The sequence below is a fragment of the Alloprevotella sp. oral taxon 473 str. F0040 genome, from assembly GCF_000318095.2.
Taxonomy (GTDB): Bacteria; Bacteroidota; Bacteroidia; order Bacteroidales; family Bacteroidaceae; genus Alloprevotella.
This window is the reverse complement of the sequence record NZ_KB290717.1, coordinates 196,867-215,980: the sequence shown is the minus strand read 5'-3', so window position 1 is coordinate 215,980 and position 19,114 is coordinate 196,867. Positions and strand designations below refer to the sequence as shown.

18 protein-coding genes are annotated in these 19,114 nt (G+C 39.9%); 13 read left to right on the top strand and 5 right to left on the bottom strand.

Annotation, left to right across the window (positions count from 1 at the left end; all coding sequences use genetic code 11):
- Positions 1 to 13: 13 nt before the first annotated feature.
- Positions 14 to 223, bottom strand: coding sequence for a hypothetical protein (locus tag HMPREF9999_RS06500; protein ID WP_009437717.1), 210 nt, complete (start codon positions 221 to 223; stop codon positions 14 to 16).
- Between the two features lie 93 nt (positions 224 to 316).
- Here HMPREF9999_RS06500 and HMPREF9999_RS06495 point away from each other — a divergent pair, with 93 nt between their 5' ends.
- The 8 genes from HMPREF9999_RS06495 to HMPREF9999_RS06460 all read left to right on the top strand — a co-directional run bounded on the left by HMPREF9999_RS06495 (position 317) and on the right by HMPREF9999_RS06460 (position 9,416).
- Positions 317 to 1,765 (top strand): aminoacyl-histidine dipeptidase, encoded by a 1,449-nt coding sequence (locus HMPREF9999_RS06495; RefSeq protein ID WP_009437716.1) that lies wholly within the window; start codon positions 317 to 319, stop codon positions 1,763 to 1,765.
- Positions 1,766 to 1,966: 201 nt separating this feature from the next.
- Positions 1,967 to 3,232: a hypothetical protein gene (locus tag HMPREF9999_RS06490; protein WP_009437715.1), complete on the top strand. Its 1,266-nt coding sequence runs from the start codon at positions 1,967 to 1,969 to the stop codon at positions 3,230 to 3,232.
- Positions 3,233 to 3,285: 53 nt separating this feature from the next.
- Complete coding sequence (gene dnaB / locus HMPREF9999_RS06485; RefSeq protein ID WP_009437714.1) at positions 3,286 to 4,839, top strand: replicative DNA helicase; 1,554 nt, start codon at positions 3,286 to 3,288, stop codon at positions 4,837 to 4,839.
- Between the two features lie 332 nt (positions 4,840 to 5,171).
- Positions 5,172 to 6,035, top strand: a complete 864-nt coding sequence (locus tag HMPREF9999_RS06480; RefSeq protein WP_009437713.1) for a MotA/TolQ/ExbB proton channel family protein — start codon at positions 5,172 to 5,174, stop codon at positions 6,033 to 6,035.
- A gap of 23 nt (positions 6,036 to 6,058) precedes the next feature.
- Positions 6,059 to 6,676, top strand: coding sequence for an ExbD/TolR family protein (locus HMPREF9999_RS06475; RefSeq protein WP_009437712.1), 618 nt, complete (start codon positions 6,059 to 6,061; stop codon positions 6,674 to 6,676).
- 17 nt (positions 6,677 to 6,693) lie between these two features.
- Positions 6,694 to 7,323 carry an ExbD/TolR family protein gene (locus HMPREF9999_RS06470; RefSeq protein WP_009437711.1) on the top strand — a complete coding sequence of 210 codons (630 nt, stop codon included), beginning with the start codon at positions 6,694 to 6,696 and terminating at the stop codon, positions 7,321 to 7,323.
- Between the two features lie 23 nt (positions 7,324 to 7,346).
- Positions 7,347 to 8,210, top strand: a complete 864-nt coding sequence (locus tag HMPREF9999_RS06465) for an energy transducer TonB (RefSeq protein WP_009437710.1) — start codon at positions 7,347 to 7,349, stop codon at positions 8,208 to 8,210.
- Between the two features lie 261 nt (positions 8,211 to 8,471).
- Positions 8,472 to 9,416, top strand: coding sequence for a PstS family phosphate ABC transporter substrate-binding protein (locus tag HMPREF9999_RS06460; protein ID WP_009437709.1), 945 nt, complete (start codon positions 8,472 to 8,474; stop codon positions 9,414 to 9,416).
- 169 nt (positions 9,417 to 9,585) lie between these two features.
- Here the strand turns inward: HMPREF9999_RS06460 and HMPREF9999_RS06455 are convergent, their stop codons facing one another.
- The 4 genes from HMPREF9999_RS06455 to HMPREF9999_RS06440 all read right to left on the bottom strand — a co-directional run bounded on the left by HMPREF9999_RS06455 (position 9,586) and on the right by HMPREF9999_RS06440 (position 14,440).
- Positions 9,586 to 10,677, bottom strand: coding sequence for a metallophosphoesterase (locus HMPREF9999_RS06455; protein ID WP_009437708.1), 1,092 nt, complete (start codon positions 10,675 to 10,677; stop codon positions 9,586 to 9,588).
- Between the two features lie 155 nt (positions 10,678 to 10,832).
- Positions 10,833 to 11,477 (bottom strand): HAD family hydrolase, encoded by a 645-nt coding sequence (locus HMPREF9999_RS06450; protein WP_009437707.1) that lies wholly within the window; start codon positions 11,475 to 11,477, stop codon positions 10,833 to 10,835.
- A 279-nt stretch (positions 11,478 to 11,756) separates the two neighbouring features.
- Positions 11,757 to 13,475: an ABC transporter ATP-binding protein gene (locus HMPREF9999_RS06445; RefSeq protein WP_083475833.1), complete on the bottom strand. Its 1,719-nt coding sequence runs from the start codon at positions 13,473 to 13,475 to the stop codon at positions 11,757 to 11,759.
- A gap of 77 nt (positions 13,476 to 13,552) precedes the next feature.
- Positions 13,553 to 14,440 carry an NAD kinase gene (locus HMPREF9999_RS06440; protein WP_009437705.1) on the bottom strand — a complete coding sequence of 296 codons (888 nt, stop codon included), beginning with the start codon at positions 14,438 to 14,440 and terminating at the stop codon, positions 13,553 to 13,555.
- Positions 14,441 to 14,584: 144 nt separating this feature from the next.
- Between HMPREF9999_RS06440 and HMPREF9999_RS06435 the strand changes: the two genes are divergently transcribed.
- From HMPREF9999_RS06435 to HMPREF9999_RS06415, 5 genes are all read left to right on the top strand, one after another.
- Positions 14,585 to 15,310: a pyridoxine 5'-phosphate synthase gene (locus tag HMPREF9999_RS06435; RefSeq protein WP_009437704.1), complete on the top strand. Its 726-nt coding sequence runs from the start codon at positions 14,585 to 14,587 to the stop codon at positions 15,308 to 15,310.
- An 87-nt stretch (positions 15,311 to 15,397) separates the two neighbouring features.
- On the top strand, positions 15,398 to 15,940 hold the full coding sequence (locus HMPREF9999_RS06430; RefSeq protein ID WP_044063240.1) for a DJ-1 family glyoxalase III: 543 nt from the start codon (positions 15,398 to 15,400) through the stop codon (positions 15,938 to 15,940).
- A 63-nt stretch (positions 15,941 to 16,003) separates the two neighbouring features.
- On the top strand, positions 16,004 to 16,546 hold the full coding sequence (yfcE, locus tag HMPREF9999_RS06425) for a phosphodiesterase (protein ID WP_009437702.1): 543 nt from the start codon (positions 16,004 to 16,006) through the stop codon (positions 16,544 to 16,546).
- A 72-nt stretch (positions 16,547 to 16,618) separates the two neighbouring features.
- Positions 16,619 to 17,482: a Cof-type HAD-IIB family hydrolase gene (locus HMPREF9999_RS06420; RefSeq protein ID WP_009437701.1), complete on the top strand. Its 864-nt coding sequence runs from the start codon at positions 16,619 to 16,621 to the stop codon at positions 17,480 to 17,482.
- A gap of 573 nt (positions 17,483 to 18,055) precedes the next feature.
- The gene (locus HMPREF9999_RS06415) at positions 18,056 to 19,009 is read left to right on the top strand and encodes a bile acid:sodium symporter family protein (RefSeq protein ID WP_009437700.1); all 954 of its coding nucleotides are present in this window, start codon (positions 18,056 to 18,058) and stop codon (positions 19,007 to 19,009) included.
- Positions 19,010 to 19,114: the final 105 nt, after the last annotated feature.

The window sequence follows — 19,114 nt, the reverse complement described above, 5'->3', positions numbered from 1 at the left end:
AGAAGGAAATAGACTATTGATTGACATACTCAGATACAGCATGATCGTTTGCAATTCGCGCTTCTGTATCTTGAGTTGTAGCACACGACACTTTGTGGCGTCGCATCGCCTTATTGCCACTTATGTGCATGTTAACAAATTTCCCTTTAATGATGATTCCAATAGAAAGGAGGAAAATAGATAATGCTACAATAATTATAGTAGGGATGAGGATTTGAATCATATAAAATTGCTATATTTGCAATTGCAAAAGTACGACAACCTATTAAATGGAACAAGAGTTGTCCACATTTTAACTCACTAAGATATTTAAGATATGGTAGAGCTTACACCTAAATCCGTTTTTGATTGCTTTGCGCAAATCAATCAAGTGCCTCGTCCATCAAAGCGAGAAGAGAAGATAACTGCATTTCTGCGTAAATTTGGTGAAGATCTCGGACTTGAGACGATAGTTGACCATGCTGGTAATGTTCTGATTAAGAAACCTGCAACCCCAGGATACGAGAATCGCAAGACTGTGATTCTGCAAAGCCACCAAGACATGGTATGCGAAAAGAACAAAGAAGTAGAGTTTGATTTTGACAATGATGCAATTCAAACATACGTTGACGGAGAATGGCTCAAGGCTAAAGGAACCACTCTAGGTGCTGATGATGGAATTGGTATTGCTATGGAAATGGCTTTACTCCAAGCCACTGACATAGAACATGGTCCTATAGAATGTGTTTTCACTCGCGATGAAGAGACAGGCCTAACAGGTTCTTTTGAAATGAAATCTGATTTCATGTCAGGTGATATTCTCATTAATCTTGATTCAGAAGATGAAGGAGAAATTTTTGTTAGCTGCGCTGGTGGAGTTCGCACTGAAGCTAAATATGACTTAGAGTTGGAGGCTATTCCTGCAGGCTACAAAGCAGTAGAAGTAACCATTAAAGGACTTACAGGGGGGCATTCTGGTGATGACATTAATAAAAAGCGTGGCAATGCTAATAAGATTTTAGTTCGTTTTCTCCTAGAACAATGCGCAAAAACAGATTTGCGCTTGTGTGATATCCAAGCTGGGGGGTTACATAATGCCATCCCTCGAGAAGCTCATGCGATTGTAGTACCCCCTTCTGAACGAGTGACTGCTTTAATAGGCGACTTGTGTGAATTTGGTACTCGCATTAAAGAAGAATTCTCGTCTACAGAGCCTGATGTAATGTTCCTAGCTTCTGAAACGAATCTGCCATCAGACAGCTTGACTCGAACTCAAACAGAACGAATCTTAAAAAGTTTATCTGTAGTGCATAATGGCATCTTTGCCATGAGCCAAGATATTGACGACTTAGTAGAAACATCAAGCAATTTGGCTAATATTAAGCGAGAAGGCAACCAAATCATTGTAAACACTTCTCAACGCTCAAGTGTGGCAAGTAACTTGACTTATATGGCCGAAGTCGTTCGAGCAGCCTTTGAACTTGGTGGTGCAAAATGTGTCACTAATGAAGGTTACCCTGGTTGGAAAGTTAATCCGAAGAGCGAGATTGTTAAGGTAGCCGTAGCAAGTTACAAACGCCTTTTCAAGAAAGAGCCTAAAGTTCGCGCCATTCATGCAGGCTTAGAGTGTGGTCTATTCTCGGAAAAGTACCCTAACCTCGATATGGTAAGTTTTGGACCAACTCTACGCGGAGTTCATTCACCTGACGAAAGACTGCTTATTCCTACCGTACAAATGGTATGGGATCACCTACTCGATATTCTTAAAAACGTACCTAATGCGTAATTAGTGAAAACGTCAGCCTATATTATATCTCTAATCAGTGTTGTATCCCTTCTCGCTTCTTGTCTTAGCGAGGAGGGATTTGGCACTTCGTCCAATACTAGTATAACGTCAAGTGTAGATACTCTCTCTCTTGACACAGTTATAGCAGGAGTTCCGACTAACACATACACTTTCCAAGTTTACAACCCGTCATCTGAGAACTTGCGTATTACTCGAATCGCGTTACAAGCTGGAAACAAATCGTCATTCAGAGTAAATGTCGATGGTACATTTCTACAAGAAACCAATAGAAATAGTTGGGAATTATATAGTAAAGATAGTTTACGTGTCTTTGTTGAACTTACCGCTCCAGAGACTTCTTATGACAAACCCCAAACTATAGAGGATAAGATTTCATTTTACCTAGAGAATGGTAATACACTTAATGTAGTCCTTAAGGCTGTTGGACAGCGAGTAGAACGACTTTCAAGTACAATACTAGCAAAAGACTCCATTTTTAACAGTTCTGTACCCTATCTAATCAAAGACAGTTTGATAATTCCAGATGGGAAAACACTTACACTATCTCCTGGAACACGTCTATTGTTTCATCCTAAAGCACAGCTTATTGTCTATGGAACATTAATAGCAAAAGGCACAGCAGAACAAAACATCATACTTCGTGGTGATAGAATGGGCTATATGTTCTCTCAACAACCTTATGATAGAATACCAGGGCAATGGGGAGGCATAGTATTCAAGAAGCAAAGCTTTCATAATATACTTGATTTCTGTGATATACATAGTAGTGACTTTGGTGTAAGATGTGATTCATCTGGAGTATCAACTAGAAAACTAGTATTAAGTAATTCAATTGTACATAATGTTAGCACTAACGCCCTAACACTTAATCAGTGTAAAACAGAGATAGGCAATACACAAATCACTAACGCTGGAGGAAATTGCGTAAACATCATTGGGGGGGATAACCTTTTTATTCATTGCACTATAGGACAGTTTTATTCATTAGTTGGTGGAAGAGGAATTGCTCTTAATATCTCTAACACCATTGACCAACAACTTCTTCCTATTTCTCGGGCACACTTTAAGAATTGCATAATCACAGGTTATAATGAAGATGACATCAACATTGAAAGCTCAACACAAAACAATCAAGAAATTAATTATCTATTCGATCATTGTATACTAAATACTCCTTCTACTAGTGATCAACAGAGAATTATCGAATGCATTTTTGAAAACGATTTACCATCAAAAGAGCGTCGTGAATTGCACTTTGATCCAGCCTTTGACTTTCAAAAACTACTATTTCCTTTTACTCTGCCTTTTAATAGTCCACTGCAGGGTAAGGCGAATATAGAATTAACACGCCAAACTTTTCCTCTAGATAGATTAGGGCGTATAAGAATCATTAATGAGACATCAGCACCCGGCTGCTATGCAGGGATTACTACAAAGCAAAAGTAGAAGCTACTTATTATATCATTTCTTTTCATTTTCTCTATTAGTTCTATATAAACATGCCTGCACCTAAAACAAACAACCGCCGCAAAACTCAGGCCTCCAAAGTAGAAGACTCATTAGGTAGACTTCAGCCCCAAGAATTAGATTTTGAAAAATCTGTACTTGGAGCACTGCTACTTGAGAAAGATGCATACGCACTTATAAGCGATATCTTAACCCCTGAGTCTTTCTATGATGTAAGAAACCAGAAAGTCTTTAGTGCGATTCGCACTCTCAATTTAGCTCAAAGCCCTCTTGATTTATTGACCGTTGCAGAACAACTTCGCGTTGACGGTAATTTTGAGGAAGTCGGGGGGCCAGCATATCTAGCCTCCCTCACTCAGAATATCGTTTCTTCATCTCACATTGAGTATCATGCCAGAGTAATAGCTCAAAAAGCGACAGCACGCGAATTGATTGCATATTCTGCAAATGTACAGGACAAAGCTTTTGATCCAACTCAAGATATAGACGAGCTTATGCAAGAAGCTGAAGGTTCACTCTTCAAACTGTCTCAGAAGAAACTGAAGAAAGACTACCAGCAGATTGATCCAGTAATCAGCGAAGCCTATGAAATGCTACATAAAGCTGCAGAACGAACTGATGGTATGTCTGGGATTGCCTCAGGATTTCATGAATTAGATCGCATGACTTCTGGTTGGCAAAATTCTGATTTAGTCATCCTAGCGGCTCGTCCAGCGATGGGTAAAACTGCTTTTGCTCTATCAATGGCAAAAAACATAGCTGTAGACCAGAATATACCTGTAGCAATGTTTTCATTAGAAATGTCTAATGTACAGTTAATCAACCGTGTAATAGTCAACACCTGTGAAATTAAAGGTGAAAAGATAAAGAGTGGGCAACTTGAAGCTTACGAATGGGCTCAACTTGACAACAAGATTAAAGATCTCATCGGTAAACCCATGTTTGTAGACGACACGCCTTCTTTGTCTGTATTCGAACTACGAACAAAAGCACGTCGTTTAGTAAAAGAACATGGGGTTAAGCTGATTATGATAGACTACTTGCAACTAATGAATGCCTCTGGCATGAGTTTTGGTAGTCGGCAAGAAGAGGTTTCAACTATAAGTCGTTCATTGAAAGGTTTAGCCAAAGAGTTGAACATTCCAATATTAGCTCTTTCACAGCTCAATCGTGGTGTAGAGAATCGACCTGGCGGGGAGAACACTCTTGATTCCAAACGCCCTCAACTCTCAGATCTCCGTGAATCTGGAGCTATTGAGCAAGACGCTGACATGGTAATTTTTATCCACCGGCCTGAATACTATCATTTATACAAAGACGAGAATGGGAATGATCTTAAAGGAAAAGCTGTCATCATCATTGCCAAACACCGTAATGGTGCTGTAGGCGACGTGCTTCTAACATTTAAAGGACAGTATGCGCGTTTTGAAAACCCTAACGATGAAGCTTCCGTTCCACTCCCAGGAGAAGAATTCAATAGCATTTCACAAATAAATATAGACTCAATGACAGAAGATTATACCTCTTCTCCCCTGCCCCTCAACCCAGGACAACTTCCTTCACCTTCAGGAATTGTACCTTTCTAAGATTAAAGAGTGCAAGTTAACAATAGGAGGAGACAGAATGGAGCAGTACTAAACGAATAATACACGTCTCAAATGTAACCAAATTCTCTTCTGAACTTACAATAAAATGCACTCCATTATTTAAGAAAAGAGCAAAAAAGTTTGGCTACTTGCCCAGAAGTCACTATTTTTGTCGAGTAGTTCTGCAAGTCAAGTTGTCAAAAACAAGAGTTAAATCCGTCTGACACTTGGTTATTCTATCACCTTATAAGTGGTATTTTGAAGCTAAACGAACTACTTAAGTTCTCTCGCATCAACTAATCATTAATTCAAACCATTAATCTTTATCATCAATGGCAACTACAAATGCTACGGCACCTAAGAGTGCCCCCAAGAAATCTCAGGGTTTCACCGGCATCAAGTCCGGATTCGCAGTTATTATCGTCTGCTTCATCATTGCTGAGTGTCTTTACGTATTCGGTGCTGGTCATTTAAGCAACTTCCATGCTGAAGGTGCAACAGGTGTTCCATTCCACTTCTTCCAAGACCAATCTTACGAACCTGCAGGTATCGTAGGTACAGTTTATAAAGGTGGTTTCATTGTGCCTATCATTTGGACTCTCTTCATCACAGTTATTGCTTTGGCAATCGAACGCGCTTTCGCTATTGGTACAGCTAATGGTAAGGGTAACCTCGGTAAGTTCGCAGCAGCTGTTAAGTCTGCTCTTAAGCAAGGTGACCTCGCTAAGGCAGAAGAACTCTGCAATAAACAACAAGGCTCTGTAGCAAACGTTGTACTTGCTGCACTCACTGAGTACAAGAAGCAACAATCTACAGAAGTAGAACTCGAAAAGAAGGTGCTCGCTATTCAAAAGACAGTAGAAGAAGCTACAGCTCTTGAAATGCCTATGATGCAAGAAAACCTTCCTATCATCGGTACTATCGTAACCCTCGGTACTCTTATGGGTCTTCTCGGTACGGTAATGGGTATGATCAAGTCATTCTCTGCTATGTCAGGTGGTGAAGGTGGTGCTGACTCTTCTGCACTTGCTGTAGGTATCTCTGAAGCACTTGTAAACACCGCATCTGGTATCGCGACTGGTGCTGCTGCAGTTGTCGCTTACAACTACTTCACCAATAAGATCGACCGTCTCACTTTCGCTATCGACGAACTTGGTTTCACGATCGTAGAAACTTTCAAGACCACTCAAAAGTAATCATAAAAAGGTAACAAGACAACATGGGACGTTTTCATGTAAAAAAACAAGACACATTCATCGACATGACGCCGATGAGTGACGTCATGGTCCTGCTGCTTACCTTCTTTATGCTTACTGCAACTTTCACCAAGGAAGAACCTGTAAAGGTAAATGTTCCTGGCTCTGTTTCAGAAATTAAGATTCCAGAAAGCAATCTTCTCACCATTTTCATCAATCCAGAAGGAAAAGTATTCATGAACATGGATAATCCTAATGGCCAAAAGGCGATGGCGGAGAAATTGATCGAACAGAAGAAATTGAGTCTCACAGATGCACAGCTCAAAGCTTTCTCTGAAGTTCCTACATTTGGTACTCCCTTCAACACCATCGCAGGATGGGTTGACACTGAAGCCTCCAAGCGTAACAAACTTCTCACCGAAAGTGCTGAAGCTGGTATTCCTTGTGATAGTTTGAACAATGAACTGAAAGACTGGGTATCGGCTGCCCGCGAAGCTAATGGCGAGAACATGCGTATCGCTATTAAGGCTGACAAGAGCACGCCTTACAGCACGATCAAGAATGTTATGAACTCCTTGCGCGCTATTGATGAGCCGCGATACAATCTTATCACGACACTGAAAGGTGGCGAGGACAAATAATCTGATAGAACAAAGTTATGGCACAATTAGATACAGGCGGGAATAGCAATTCCAAGCAAAAGAAAATGAACGCCCGTGTCGACTTCACTCCTATGGTCGACATGATTATGTTGCTCGTGACTTTCTTCATGCTCTGTACAACCCTGCTCAAGCCCCAAACGATGGAAATCACGATGCCTTCCGACAAGGATGACATTAAAAAGGAGCAAAAGAGCCAAGTACAGACCGATGAGGCTATCACGATTATCATTGGCAAAGACAATAAACTCTATTATTTCGAAGGTAAGCCCTCCGAAGCTCAACTCCAAGAAACCACCTATGGTAAAGATGGTATTCGTGCAGTTCTACTGCATAAGAACCAGAAAGCCAAAGTTCAAGTAGATGCTCTAAGACGTAAACTGCAAGCTCAATTTACAGGTAACGTTGAACAAGCAAAGAAGAACAAGGAAGCATTCAAGGAAGAACTTCGCAAGATTAAGAATGCAGACGGCACTCCAACGGCTATTATCAAACCAATGGATGAGTCTACCTATCTTAACTTGATTGATGTGCTCGACGAAATGCAAAACTGCTACATCGGAAAATATGTGATCGACAAAGTAAACGATCAAGACAAGAAGATGGTAGAAGAGTTTAGTAAAAAGTAAATTCATAAGTAACAGTAATCCCTATGTCAAAAGTCGATATTATTTCGCGCGAATGGTGCGACCTCGTCTTTGAAGGACGTAATAAGAGCTACGGTGCTTATGATTTGCGTTCTAAAGCTGGTAGACGTCACCTCTATGCGATTATTGATATCCTCGTGGGTATTGCAGTCATCGCTGGTTTGATTTTCACCTACGCAAAAGCGAAGGAAGCCATCCAAGCATCTTTGGCAGCAGATACAGAAGCTGTAACTGAATTGTCAGAGTTGAAAAAGGATGAACTGAAGAAAGAAGAACCGAAAGTACAAAAGCAAGAGGAGCAGCCCAAGCAAGAGCAGCTTCAAAAAGTTGCGGTACGTGCTTCAGTTGGTTTCACAGTTCCTGACATCGTCGACAAAGTTGATGAAAGCAAGAAGGTAAAAAACCAAGACGAGCTGAACCGTAGTAACATTGCAGTAGCAGTGGCAGACTATGCTGGTGACGCTAATGGTAAGGGAACCATCGACGATCTTCTTAAAGGTCAAGAAGCTGGTGGTTCAGTAGCGCAAACCGCTCAAAAGGAAGAAGAAGCCCCCATCTACTCTGTAGTGGAACAACAAGCTCAATTCCCTGGAGGAGAAGCAGCACTTCTTGCCTATGTAGCAAAGAACATTAAATACCCAGCCATTGCAGTTGAACAAGAAATCCAAGGAACCGTGCAACTCCGTTTTGTGGTAGAGGCAAATGGTTCTATTGGTGATGTTCAAGTAATAAAATCTCTTGAATCACACTGCGATAAAGAAGCTATTCGAGTAGTAAAATCTCTCCCACGCTTCATCCCTGGTAAGCAGCAAGGTCGTCCCGTACGTGTATGGTTTACCCTTCCCGTACGATACTCCATCCAAAACTAATCATCAGTTTTGTGAGTTAGAATGACTCTAAACTGCATAATCCATCAACCTGCGTCTTAGGCCTCGGCCATGAGGCGCAGGTTCTTTTTATCCCATATAAGAGTTTAATACTTTATAGCCTTTTCTTTTTTGGGGCGTATTGAAGTGTAGTTCTATCTGAGTTTACGATATTTTTGCACACACATTGTCTCCTATTATAAAGCCCCATTTTGCTTCCATCCCCCTATACTTCATCATTATAATATCCATTTACTTTCGACTATGCGTAAACTTCTTTTCCCTTTTCTTCTACTACTATTATTAGTTAGTTGTGGTACTAATCCTAAGAAAGCTAATTCCTATTTGCACGAAGACGATGTAAAATTTGCAGCTGATGTAAGTTTCCTCCCTATTCTTCAAGAACTATCCCAACTTTATGGTCTTCGCAAACCAGAATCTGTAATGCTTCCTCTATATTGCAGTGAGGATTCTGCAATTCGCTTATTACTTGCTGATAGTGTTAGAATGGCTATCTCAACAAGACCCTTAAATGACAACGAAAAAGCTATTGTAGGGCAGCACAATCTTCCCTTACTTCAGTCCAAGATAGCCTATGATGCATTTGCACTCATAGTGAACAAAGAGAATCCAGATACGGTTATCAATGTTAATGAACTACGTAAGATTGTCCAAGGCAAGATAACTCGTTGGGAGCAACTTGAGATGGGTAGCAAGAAAGGGGAACTTAGCCTTGTTTTTGATGCGTCAGGATCCAGCACGGTTCGTTATATGAAAGACAGTCTCAATAATGGTAAAGACCTAAAAGGGAACATCTTTGCACAAGGCAGCAACTTGAAAGTTATTCAAACGATTAAGGATAATCCCAATGCTATAGGAGTTGTTTCTACAGACTGGTTACGAGTTCATCAAGGAGACACAACCACATTACAAAACTTCTATGACCTTGACGTTAGAGTAATGCTTGTTGGTAAAGTAGGGAAAGCTAAAGCAGATTGGCAGCGCCCCTATCAGTACTACATAGCAACAGGTGAATACCCTCTTGTTCGTTCTGTCTGGGAGATTCTAACTGATCCTCGCACAAGAAGTACAATACGTTCTTTTTTCTTTTTCCTGAAAGAAAATGATGGTCAACGTGTCATAAATAGTAGTTCGCAACTCCTAACTCGAAATCAAGTTCAAATTAAGGAAGTAGTGATCAAGAATTAATCCTCTTTCTACACCGATATATTTTATTCCCAATGAGCAATAGGCATACTATTGATCCTTGATACTCTCCTATTTAGTTTAATAAGAGACTTAACGAAACAGGCTGAAATCCATTTTTGGGATTTCAGCCTGTTTGTAATTCAAGACACGACTTTGATGAATACGACTATCACCTGAAAGTAACTACAAGAAATTCACTCTGGGTACCAATGCGAAATTTTGCTCCCCAAATTCCTAATCCAGAACTTACGTAATAGGTTGTACCTTTACGTTGAGAAACACCATACGCATTTTCATAAATAGCTTCAGTTAGCCAATTCCCAGGCCAGACCTGACCATGATGAGTATGCCCTGCAAACTCAAAATCAACACAATTTTCCTCAGCTTCCTCCAAATGATAAGGCTGGTGGTCTAACTCAATAATATACTTAGACCGATCAACATTATCCATTAGTTGTGCTAATGTCTTACGATGAACATTAGTCCTGTCGTCTCTTCCTATAATAGCAATGTCATCGAAATATGCAATCTCATCTTTTAGAAGCTTAATTCCTGCTTTCTCACAGAACTCACGATCAGCAGCAACTCCTGTGTAATAGTCATGGTTACCATAGATAGCGTAAACAGGAAAACCAAGTTCTTTGAACTCTTCTTCTGCCCTTTCTTCTTTTACAGGTTTGATGGTCCTATCAATCAAATCACCAGCAATTAAAAGCGCATCGGGTTCCTCGGCCTTTATCTGCTCCAACCAACGATGCAAATCTTGACGTCGATTATGATACCCTAAGTGAAGATCACTCACTAACACTAGTTTTTTAGGCTCTTTAATCTTACCTTTACCATTAAGTACTAGTTCCACACGCTTTTTATCCTCGTAATGATAACGAGCATATGAGAATAATACTAAGAGAAGCCCACACAATATGGTAGTTCCTAAGTAGCTTTGATGAAGATATTGCTTAGGTATCCAAGCTAATAAGCCACAAATATGAACTATAGCAAAAAGAATAGCCATGTAAAGAAGGACAACAATCCATGAAGTACCTAGATTGTAACCTATAGTAGCTATTTCTAGTGGAAGTTTATCTAGCCAACCACTCATTGCGACAAAAAAGGAAAGGAAAGCCAAAGCCATTAAAGAAACAGTTACTATCCTCAACCACAAAATATAGGGTAAAACTTGCCAAACCCCATAAGACACATATATTTGTCCAGCTATGGGTAAAAGCATCAAAAACAAAGCAATCGGAGGAATATTCATAAGTTTATATTTTAGCCCTGGAAATCTATTGTGAGTTCTATCTTTAGTCCTAGTCACTCAACAGAATTCACAAACAAGTTTTCATCTATACTAGTAGCAAAGTCTATACCCAAAGGATGCGCTTCCTTCATTTCTTAGCCCTGAAAGTAAGTCCTTTAGTCGCTAAAAAGCTTTTCGGGAACTATTTGTAAAAAGTTTTCTATTAACTCATCGTATAACATAGAGTATTTACTCTTAGTTAAGACTTCACGAGGTAAAGAAGTCGATAGGGCAACTACTTGTGCACCGCTATCACGTCCAGCCTTGAGCCCATTAATACTATCTTCAAAAACAACACATTTTTGTATTTCAACCCCCAAAACATCAGCAGCATTCAAATAACAATCTGGCCAAGGTTTGGAGTGAAGCACATGTTCGGCTGTAAAAACCTCAGAGAAGCAGCTAAAAAATCTGGGATGCTGAGCATACACTTTCTTCATTTTCGCTCTATTACTGCTAGTCACAACAGCACATCGGACATTCATCTCTTGTAATTGAGAAAGAAATGAAATCACACCTTCAAAAAGAGGATAATGCATCTTTCTCTCAAAATCATCAAGACGACGAGTAATTTCAGCTTGCAAAGACTCTAAGTTAGAAAAATAGGAATGATAGATTTGCACTAACGACATACCTTTAATATCCTGAGCAAAACCAGATCGTTCAGGCAAAAAATCTTGCCCAATACCTCGCCAAAAAGACTCGTATTGGCTTTCAGTATCAATGAGAACACCATCTAAATCGAAGAGAGCAGCTTTCATCTTTAATGCATTGCTTATTAAAAAGTGAGAAGTATAAAGGAAACAAAGGAGAAACCTATGTCCACAAGAAAGAATTGCATAAAATGTGTTTGGTATAAAATAAAAATTGATTGTCTCCCGACAACCAATCTTCTTTTAACCTTAAATCTAATACCATGAAAACAATGCAAAGTTACACCCTTTCTACATTTATTCCAAACAAATTGTAGAGAAACCAGAAGAAAAAAATCTTAATCAGTTGAAGATGATAGGTCAACTTACCAATTACGCATTGAATAGCTATTCATGGTCATGGAATTTATACAGACGTTCAAGTTGAACTACTTGAGTACAGTGTTCCAAAATCGCAGGACGATGAGTAATGAATATCAAGGTTTTCTTTTGACAATATGAAATTAGTCGTTTTATTACCAACTCTTCCGTTGCAACATCCAACGCAGAAGTACTCTCGTCAAAAATAAGTATTGGACATGGACGAAGCAATGCACGAGCTATGCATATACGTTGAGCCTGTCCTTCTGAAAGTCCTCCCCCAAATTCATGACATATCGTATCTAAACCTAGCGGCAAGGAAAACACAAAATCGGCTGCTGCCACATATAATGCTGATTGCATTTGTTCCTCTGTGGCATCAGGAAATGCCAATAATAAGTTGTCTCGTATTGTGCCAGAAAGTAGTGTGTTACCTTGAGGTACATAAGCTAAAGCATCTCTTCCAAGAAGAGAATATGGATAACTCCTTCCTCCCTCCAAACACCATTCTATCCTCCCCTCCTGAGGAGTTATAAGACCAAGTAACATACGAACCAACGTAGTCTTTCCTGTTCCAGTCTCACCAAGTATAGCTGACACACTACCTAAAGGGAAGTTACAAGAAAAATCCTCTAGTATCTTACGTGAATTTGAACTGTACTTATAGTGCACATTGGATAAAGATAATGTAAATGCTATACTACCTCTCAGCATCTGCTCACGAAGTACTCTAAGACTAGAATCCTCTGTTATATCTTCTTGTGAGTAAACATCCCGATCTATACTTTCTAGAGCTACGACGCGTTCAAATGCTATATGCCCTTGAATAACAGCATTAACATACTGAGAAAGATTTTTCAAAGGAGATTGTACTCGAGCTACTAATTGCACATAAGCCATGAGCGCCCCATAAGTTATCCACTCATTTTGCAAGCCTATAACTCCCCAAACAAATACAACTAGATATGCTAAGTCAAAACCAAGGCGCATCAAAAGAAATGGTCGAACAGAGTACTTGAGTTTTTGAACAACCCTTTTTTCCATTTCCAACTGAGCAGTTCCTAGTCGTTTCCTCATTATAGAATAGGCACGATGAGTTTTTATCACCAGAAAGTGCTGAGAGGCCTCTTGATATCTAGAAAGTACTTCCGCATCTTGTTCTCTCACCTTGTGAGTAAGTTCTCGTTGTTTTCTGATGTAGAGTCGACGAAGTAAGAATACTAGGGGTGTGATCAAGAGTAAACACAGCGCAAGTCGAAAATCTAAAATACCAAGGAAGACAAAAGCGCCTGTGAGCTGAAACAACATCGAGAAAATCGCAGGAAAAGTATTGACTGTCATGCCAACTAAATACTCCACATCTTTAGATATGCGCCCTTGTACGTCCCCACTGTGATATTCTTGTAGCCGTTGCCAATCACTATTCATCAATCTACTAAACAGAGCCATTCTCATATCGTTCTCTGTTTTTGTAAATAGTAAAGTACTCAACCAGCCGCTCGAGAACCCAATGATGCGTTCTAGAATGGTACCCACAACATAACACACAAGAATCAGAATCAGATTCCCAGCCTGTGCTCCTGTAGCAATATCTATTGCTGCCTTAAACAGATATACAAAACAAAGACTTAAAACCACTCCTAGAGTACCTAGAACAAGATTTAAAATATTAAGCCAACGATAAGCTAGCCAATATTGCTTCATCCAATCTAAGAATCGCAAATAGGAGCGAAGACTGAAGTTCATTGTGCTCTAAAAGTTTCTATAAATTATTGTTAGGAAAAAGCTTAAAAGTAGAGACCGTAGGTAAGAAAAACAATACACTATCCCCGTATATCCTCTCCCCACATCATTTTCTCACGCAAAACACGGAAGAAAGAGTTTGAAAATACATGAACAACTGCTATATTATAATCAGCCTTTCGAAGAGTTACTTCTGTTTCGGTCAAAAAGCTCTGACTACGTCCGTCTACCGATAATAAAAATCGCTCAGTTCGGCTATGCACTTTGAACTTAATATCGACGTCATCTCGCAATACGATTGGACGCATCGTCAAACTATGAGGAGCAACAGGAGAAAGACAAAAAGTAGCAGACTGCGGATCTAAAACAGGCCCGCCTACTGACAAGGAATAAGCAGTAGAACCTGTCGGAGTACTAATAACAAGCCCATCAGCTACATACTTAGTAAGTAACTCTCCATTCACTCTTGTTTCTATTTCAATAAGAGACGCATTATCGTGCTTCAAGAGAGCTACATCATTGAGAGCATATGGATAAGAGTCTAAAACCTCCCCTGAAGTGTTCACTTCCATCAAACTACGCTCGCTTATATTATAGTTTCCTGAAGCGACGCGCTCCAAAGCCACATCAATCATTTCAGGCTTTACATCGGCTAAAAAACCTAGTCTCCCCAAATTAATTCCCAATATAGGAATAGCTCGACGACGTATGCGTTCGGCAGCATGAAGAAAAGTTCCATCCCCTCCAATCGAAATAGCTAAATCAGCTTCACAATTTCCTACGCAAAAGCTGTTTACTTGCTTCACGACATTAGGAGCGTATTCCTGCAACACTGGCATGAAGTCTTCTGCCACCAGCACATCAAGCCCAAGCTGTTGAAGCTTAAGAATGATTTGCAGAGCACATTTGAATTTATCTGCTTGGTGGCTATTGCCAAATAGGGCAATTGTTTGAGGAGAAGAGTGCATAATAATCTGTAAATTGCCGCATTTCACACAGTACAACACGCATTATTTGAAACATTTTCGTAATTTCGCGGCATAAATTGAGAAAGAAAGTTCTTTGCTTCATTGAGCAAAATTACAGTATTCTCCTCATTATACCAAGCAATTATGACTAAACTGAGCGTAAACATCAATAAATTTGCTACATTGCGTAATGCTCGTGGTGGCAACAATCCCGATTTACTACAAGTAGCTCGTGATTGCGAACAATTTGGTGGACAAGGTATAACCATACATCCGAGACCAGATGAGCGCCATATTCGGCGTTCTGATGTGCTGGAGTTAAAAGATCACATCAACACAGAACTTAATATAGAGGGCTATCCAACTGAAGACTTCATTAACTTGGTCTGCGCGGTGAAACCTGCACAAGTAACACTTGTCCCAGATACTCCAGAGCAACTCACCTCTAATTCTGGCTGGAATACCAAAGAGAAAGCAGAATTTTTGTTGCCAATCATTTCTCACTTTCACGAAGCAAATATACGCGTTTCCATATTTATTGATCCCCAAAAAGAGATGGCGGACAATGCACTTCGTTGTGGTGCTGACCGTGTAGAACTTTATACGGAACCTTATGCTAGGCAATATCGTGTAGATCGCAAGAAAGCAGTTACTCCTTATGTAGAATGCGCGCTACATTGCCAGAAAATAGGATTAGGTATTAATGCGGGGCATGATTTGAGTTTAGAGAATCTAGCCTACTTTTCCGAACAAATTCCATTTCTTGATGAAGTAAGCATTGGGCATGCTCTGGTGTGCGATGCTCTCTACCTTGGTCTCGAAAAAACTATTGAATCTTATCTTAAATGTCTATCCACCTCTGGCAATTAAGATTTTGAAACTGTAATTGATGCAGGGCGTATACAAATAAGTAAACACGTGCAACTATACAAAAAAGAAATACTCGACAATAGATTTATGCTACACATCTTTTTGGCTGATGGGTTTGAAGAAATAGAAGCACTTACCACAATTGATATCCTTAGACGATGTGGCGTGGAAGTGCAAATTGTATCTGTAACAGGAACAAGACTCATTCATGGTTCACATGATATGTCTATCATGGCTGAAACAGTTTTTCGAAAATGTGAGATTTACAAAAGCCATGGTATTATTCTTCCAGGAGGTATGCCAGGCGCTCGCAACCTTTTTTTACATGAAGGGCTACGCAAAGCGATTCTTCACCATCACGATTGTAAAAATCTCATTGCTGCTATCTGTGCAGCTCCTATGGTACTGGGGAAACATGGTATATTGAAGGGGCATCGTGCTACTTGTTATCCGGGCTTTGAACATGAGCTTGAAGGAGCTGAGCATGTTAACGACCTTGTGGTAGAAGATGGACACATTATAACAGCTAAAGGTCCTAGAGCCGCTGTGGATTTTGCATTTGCAATTGCTTCTCGCTTTGTTGATGCCACAACCATTGCTCGTGTCAAGTCTGACATGCTATTTCTCTAAGAACGAACCTTCCACTATTCTTTTTCCTGTTTGCTTGAAACAGGTTAATAATCTTCTGCTGATATGAAATACCTCGTATGCTCAGACATTCATGGTTCTCTCCCCGTGCTTGAGAAGTTGCTCAGCCACTACCAAGAGATGCACTGTGACCAACTGCTTTTTATTGGTGACTTGCTAAATTATGGTCCCCGAAATAGCATTCCTGAGGGGATTGATCCACAAGGAATTGTCAAGCATCTCAACGCCATGGCAGAACGTATAATTGCTGTTCGGGGTAATTGCGATAGTGAAGTAGATCAAATGCTTTGTGATTTTGATCTCATGAGTGATTACACATGGATAGTAGACAATGGGATCCGCATTTTTTTGACCCATGGCCATGTCTTTGGCGAGAGCCATTTACCACGCGCTCATTTTGACATCCTCTTCAATGGACATACGCACTTACCTCATATAACACGTTTAGAGAATGGTTCGGTAGTAGTCAATACAGGTAGCCCAACATTTCCTAAAGGTGGTAATCCACCCACATTCGTCATCTATGAAGACAGAGTAGTTTCCCTTTATGATTTAGAGGGTACATTGCTGCAGAGCCTACATCTCTGATAACTTTCAAAGTGCCTAAGAATACAAAGCTGCATATTTTCTTTGACTTTTTTCACAACAGCACAGACCTATATGAGTAATCTCGCGCCTCTCCCCTATCGCATCATCGCTCTTGACTTAGATGGAACTCTCACTAATAGTCAGAAAATCATAACTTCTCGTACTTTCGAAGCTCTAATGAGCGCACAGCGTGAAGGAGTTCGCCTTGTTTTAGCGTCAGGGCGTCCTACTTTCGGTATTGCATCTCTAGCAAATCAACTGCGTTTAGCAGAGTTTGGTGGATTTGTGCTATCCTACAATGGAGGAAGAATCATTGATTGGCACAACAAAACAACGATTTATAGCCAAACAGTTCCCACTGATCTTATTGCAGACCTCTACAGGTTTGCAGAAGAAGCTAAACTCCCAATTGTAACTTACCTACCTGAAGTCATTTTAGCGAGCAGAAATGAAGGAGATTATTTAGAAGAAGAAGCACGCATCAATGGCATGCCCATCGTCGTGGCGAAAGACTTTGTAGCTGAAGCAAGTCAAATTAAGGGAGGTTCAACAAAATTTTTGATACCAGGCGACCCTCATCTTCTGCTATTGCTTGAAACTGCTATCAAAGAAGCTCTATCAGATCGCATGGAAGTTTTTCGTTCCGCACCATATTTTCTTGAGCTCCCTCCAAAAGGTATTGACAAAGCACAATCTTTGCAACGTCTACTCAAGCATATCAATCTAGAACGTGAAGATTTATTAGCTTTTGGAGATGGTTTCAATGATTTGTCTATGCTACAATTTGCTGGCACTGGGGTCGCAATGAACAATGCTGTGGATGAAGTAAAAGCCATAGCCGATTTTATCACAGCATCAAACGACGAAGATGGCATAGCTCAAGCACTAGAGCAGTTTCGCTTCTTGGCACAAAGCAAGATAACGGAAGCACTTTAATTCCATAGCTTTCGGCTGAGTTTCCGTATGAAGCTCAGCCGATTTGTCTACTATGTAAAATTACTCTCTTAAGCATTAGAGTTGTATATACAATAGAATAACCCAATCCATCTCCTTAAGATAGTCAGTATTTTTCCCAACCTAATCGTCTATGTTAAAAGCTGATTGGCGAATAAGCATTATAGAGCATAGTTGAGATAGAAAACTTAACTATCCGAAAGCACATATTTAACACCCTAAAAGAAGGTCACTGCAAGTCTGTTTAGATTTACGAGAAACTCTGTTGGCTTCCTTTCGCGCCTCATGAAGAATCTTACCTATTTTCTCCCTTCATCGTAGAAAAATCTCCGAGAAAATTCAGATTAAGTCCGATGTTGTAGATCTAGTTCTCGTAGAAAAGACTCTCGACAATCCGTGTAAATAAGTAACATTTCTCAAATAGGTAGACTAAACATCTATCTTAGGAGGTATTTTATGGTTCCACTAAGATATATTTCATTCCTCCTTAAAAGAAAACTCAGACATTATCTTCAAATTTGATTTAACACAATAGGAAGCCTAAGCTCTTAATGTATGACAAAGATTAAGCAAATCATACGCACTTGGATGTTAGCTATTGCCATATTTATAGGAATAGCTTTGTTCTTCATTGGTGATAGTTGCCTTCCCACTGCAAACGCGAAATCCATGGCGATTTATTGTATCAAGACTTTACAGCCTGTTCTCATCTTTGTTATGTTGTTGATAACTTTCTGTAAAGTAGAGCCTCGTAGTCTTCGTTTGACACGCTGGCACGGATATTTGTTAGCTTTGCAAACATTCGGATTTTTCGTTTCTACCATAGCTCTACTATGGAGTGATACTCCCTATCATCCCATTGCGGAAAGTGCACTACTCTGTTTTATAAGTCCTACAGCTACCTCGGCTGCTGTTGTTACTGATAAACTTAAGGGAGATGTTGCAGGAGTGGTTTCATATACTATACTAGCAAATATCCTCGCTGCAATCCTTATACCAGCTGTAGTCAGTTTAATGCTCCCTTCTCATGTTGATTATCTACCTTCATTATGGAGAATTATTTCTAAAGTGTTCCCCATGCTCATCTTTCCCTTTTTCATAGCATGGGGGATTCGTCGTTATTTCCCTCGTATCCTAGATTATGTTTTAACAATCAAAGACTTAGCGTTCTACATCTGGGCTGTTTGTCTCACGCTTGCCATCACCACTAGCACTAATTCTTTAGTTCACAGTCACACACCATTCGTAATTCTTCTGGCTATCTGTCTTGTAAGTCTGATAAGTTGTACTCTTCAATTTGGTTTTGGTCGAATGGTAGGTTATAAATACAGTACCCCAGTTGCAGCTTCTCAAGGAATCGGTCAGAAAAACACTGTCTTTGCAATTTGGGCTGGGTTTACTTTCTTTGATCCCATTTCCACTTTAGCAGGGGGCTTCTACAGTATCTTTCATAACCTTTGGAATAGTTATCAATTATCACAGCAAACAAGAAGACAACCAAGGACTTAAAATGTAAAGTTCGTAGATTTGGTGGAACGCAAAAAATATAGTAACTTTGCTTTGTCTTAGCACAATAGAGCTCCATCATGTTGGAGCTTTATTACTGCCACATGA

Coding starts and splice junctions, on each gene's coding strand:
- HMPREF9999_RS06430 (WP_044063240.1), top strand. CDS start 15,398: ATGCTACACATCTTTTTGGCTGATGGGTTTGAAGAAATAGAAGCACTT.
- HMPREF9999_RS06495 (WP_009437716.1), top strand. CDS start 317: ATGGTAGAGCTTACACCTAAATCCGTTTTTGATTGCTTTGCGCAAATC.
- HMPREF9999_RS06435 (WP_009437704.1), top strand. CDS start 14,585: ATGACTAAACTGAGCGTAAACATCAATAAATTTGCTACATTGCGTAAT.
- HMPREF9999_RS06480 (WP_009437713.1), top strand. CDS start 5,172: ATGGCAACTACAAATGCTACGGCACCTAAGAGTGCCCCCAAGAAATCT.
- HMPREF9999_RS06465 (WP_009437710.1), top strand. CDS start 7,347: ATGTCAAAAGTCGATATTATTTCGCGCGAATGGTGCGACCTCGTCTTT.
- HMPREF9999_RS06500 (WP_009437717.1), bottom strand. CDS start 223: ATGATTCAAATCCTCATCCCTACTATAATTATTGTAGCATTATCTATT.
- HMPREF9999_RS06445 (WP_083475833.1), bottom strand. CDS start 13,475: ATGAACTTCAGTCTTCGCTCCTATTTGCGATTCTTAGATTGGATGAAG.
- HMPREF9999_RS06440 (WP_009437705.1), bottom strand. CDS start 14,440: ATGCACTCTTCTCCTCAAACAATTGCCCTATTTGGCAATAGCCACCAA.
- HMPREF9999_RS06475 (WP_009437712.1), top strand. CDS start 6,059: ATGGGACGTTTTCATGTAAAAAAACAAGACACATTCATCGACATGACG.
- dnaB (WP_009437714.1), top strand. CDS start 3,286: ATGCCTGCACCTAAAACAAACAACCGCCGCAAAACTCAGGCCTCCAAA.
- HMPREF9999_RS06450 (WP_009437707.1), bottom strand. CDS start 11,477: ATGAAAGCTGCTCTCTTCGATTTAGATGGTGTTCTCATTGATACTGAA.
- HMPREF9999_RS06460 (WP_009437709.1), top strand. CDS start 8,472: ATGCGTAAACTTCTTTTCCCTTTTCTTCTACTACTATTATTAGTTAGT.
- HMPREF9999_RS06455 (WP_009437708.1), bottom strand. CDS start 10,677: ATGAATATTCCTCCGATTGCTTTGTTTTTGATGCTTTTACCCATAGCT.
- HMPREF9999_RS06420 (WP_009437701.1), top strand. CDS start 16,619: ATGAGTAATCTCGCGCCTCTCCCCTATCGCATCATCGCTCTTGACTTA.
- HMPREF9999_RS06470 (WP_009437711.1), top strand. CDS start 6,694: ATGGCACAATTAGATACAGGCGGGAATAGCAATTCCAAGCAAAAGAAA.
- yfcE (WP_009437702.1), top strand. CDS start 16,004: ATGAAATACCTCGTATGCTCAGACATTCATGGTTCTCTCCCCGTGCTT.
- HMPREF9999_RS06415 (WP_009437700.1), top strand. CDS start 18,056: ATGACAAAGATTAAGCAAATCATACGCACTTGGATGTTAGCTATTGCC.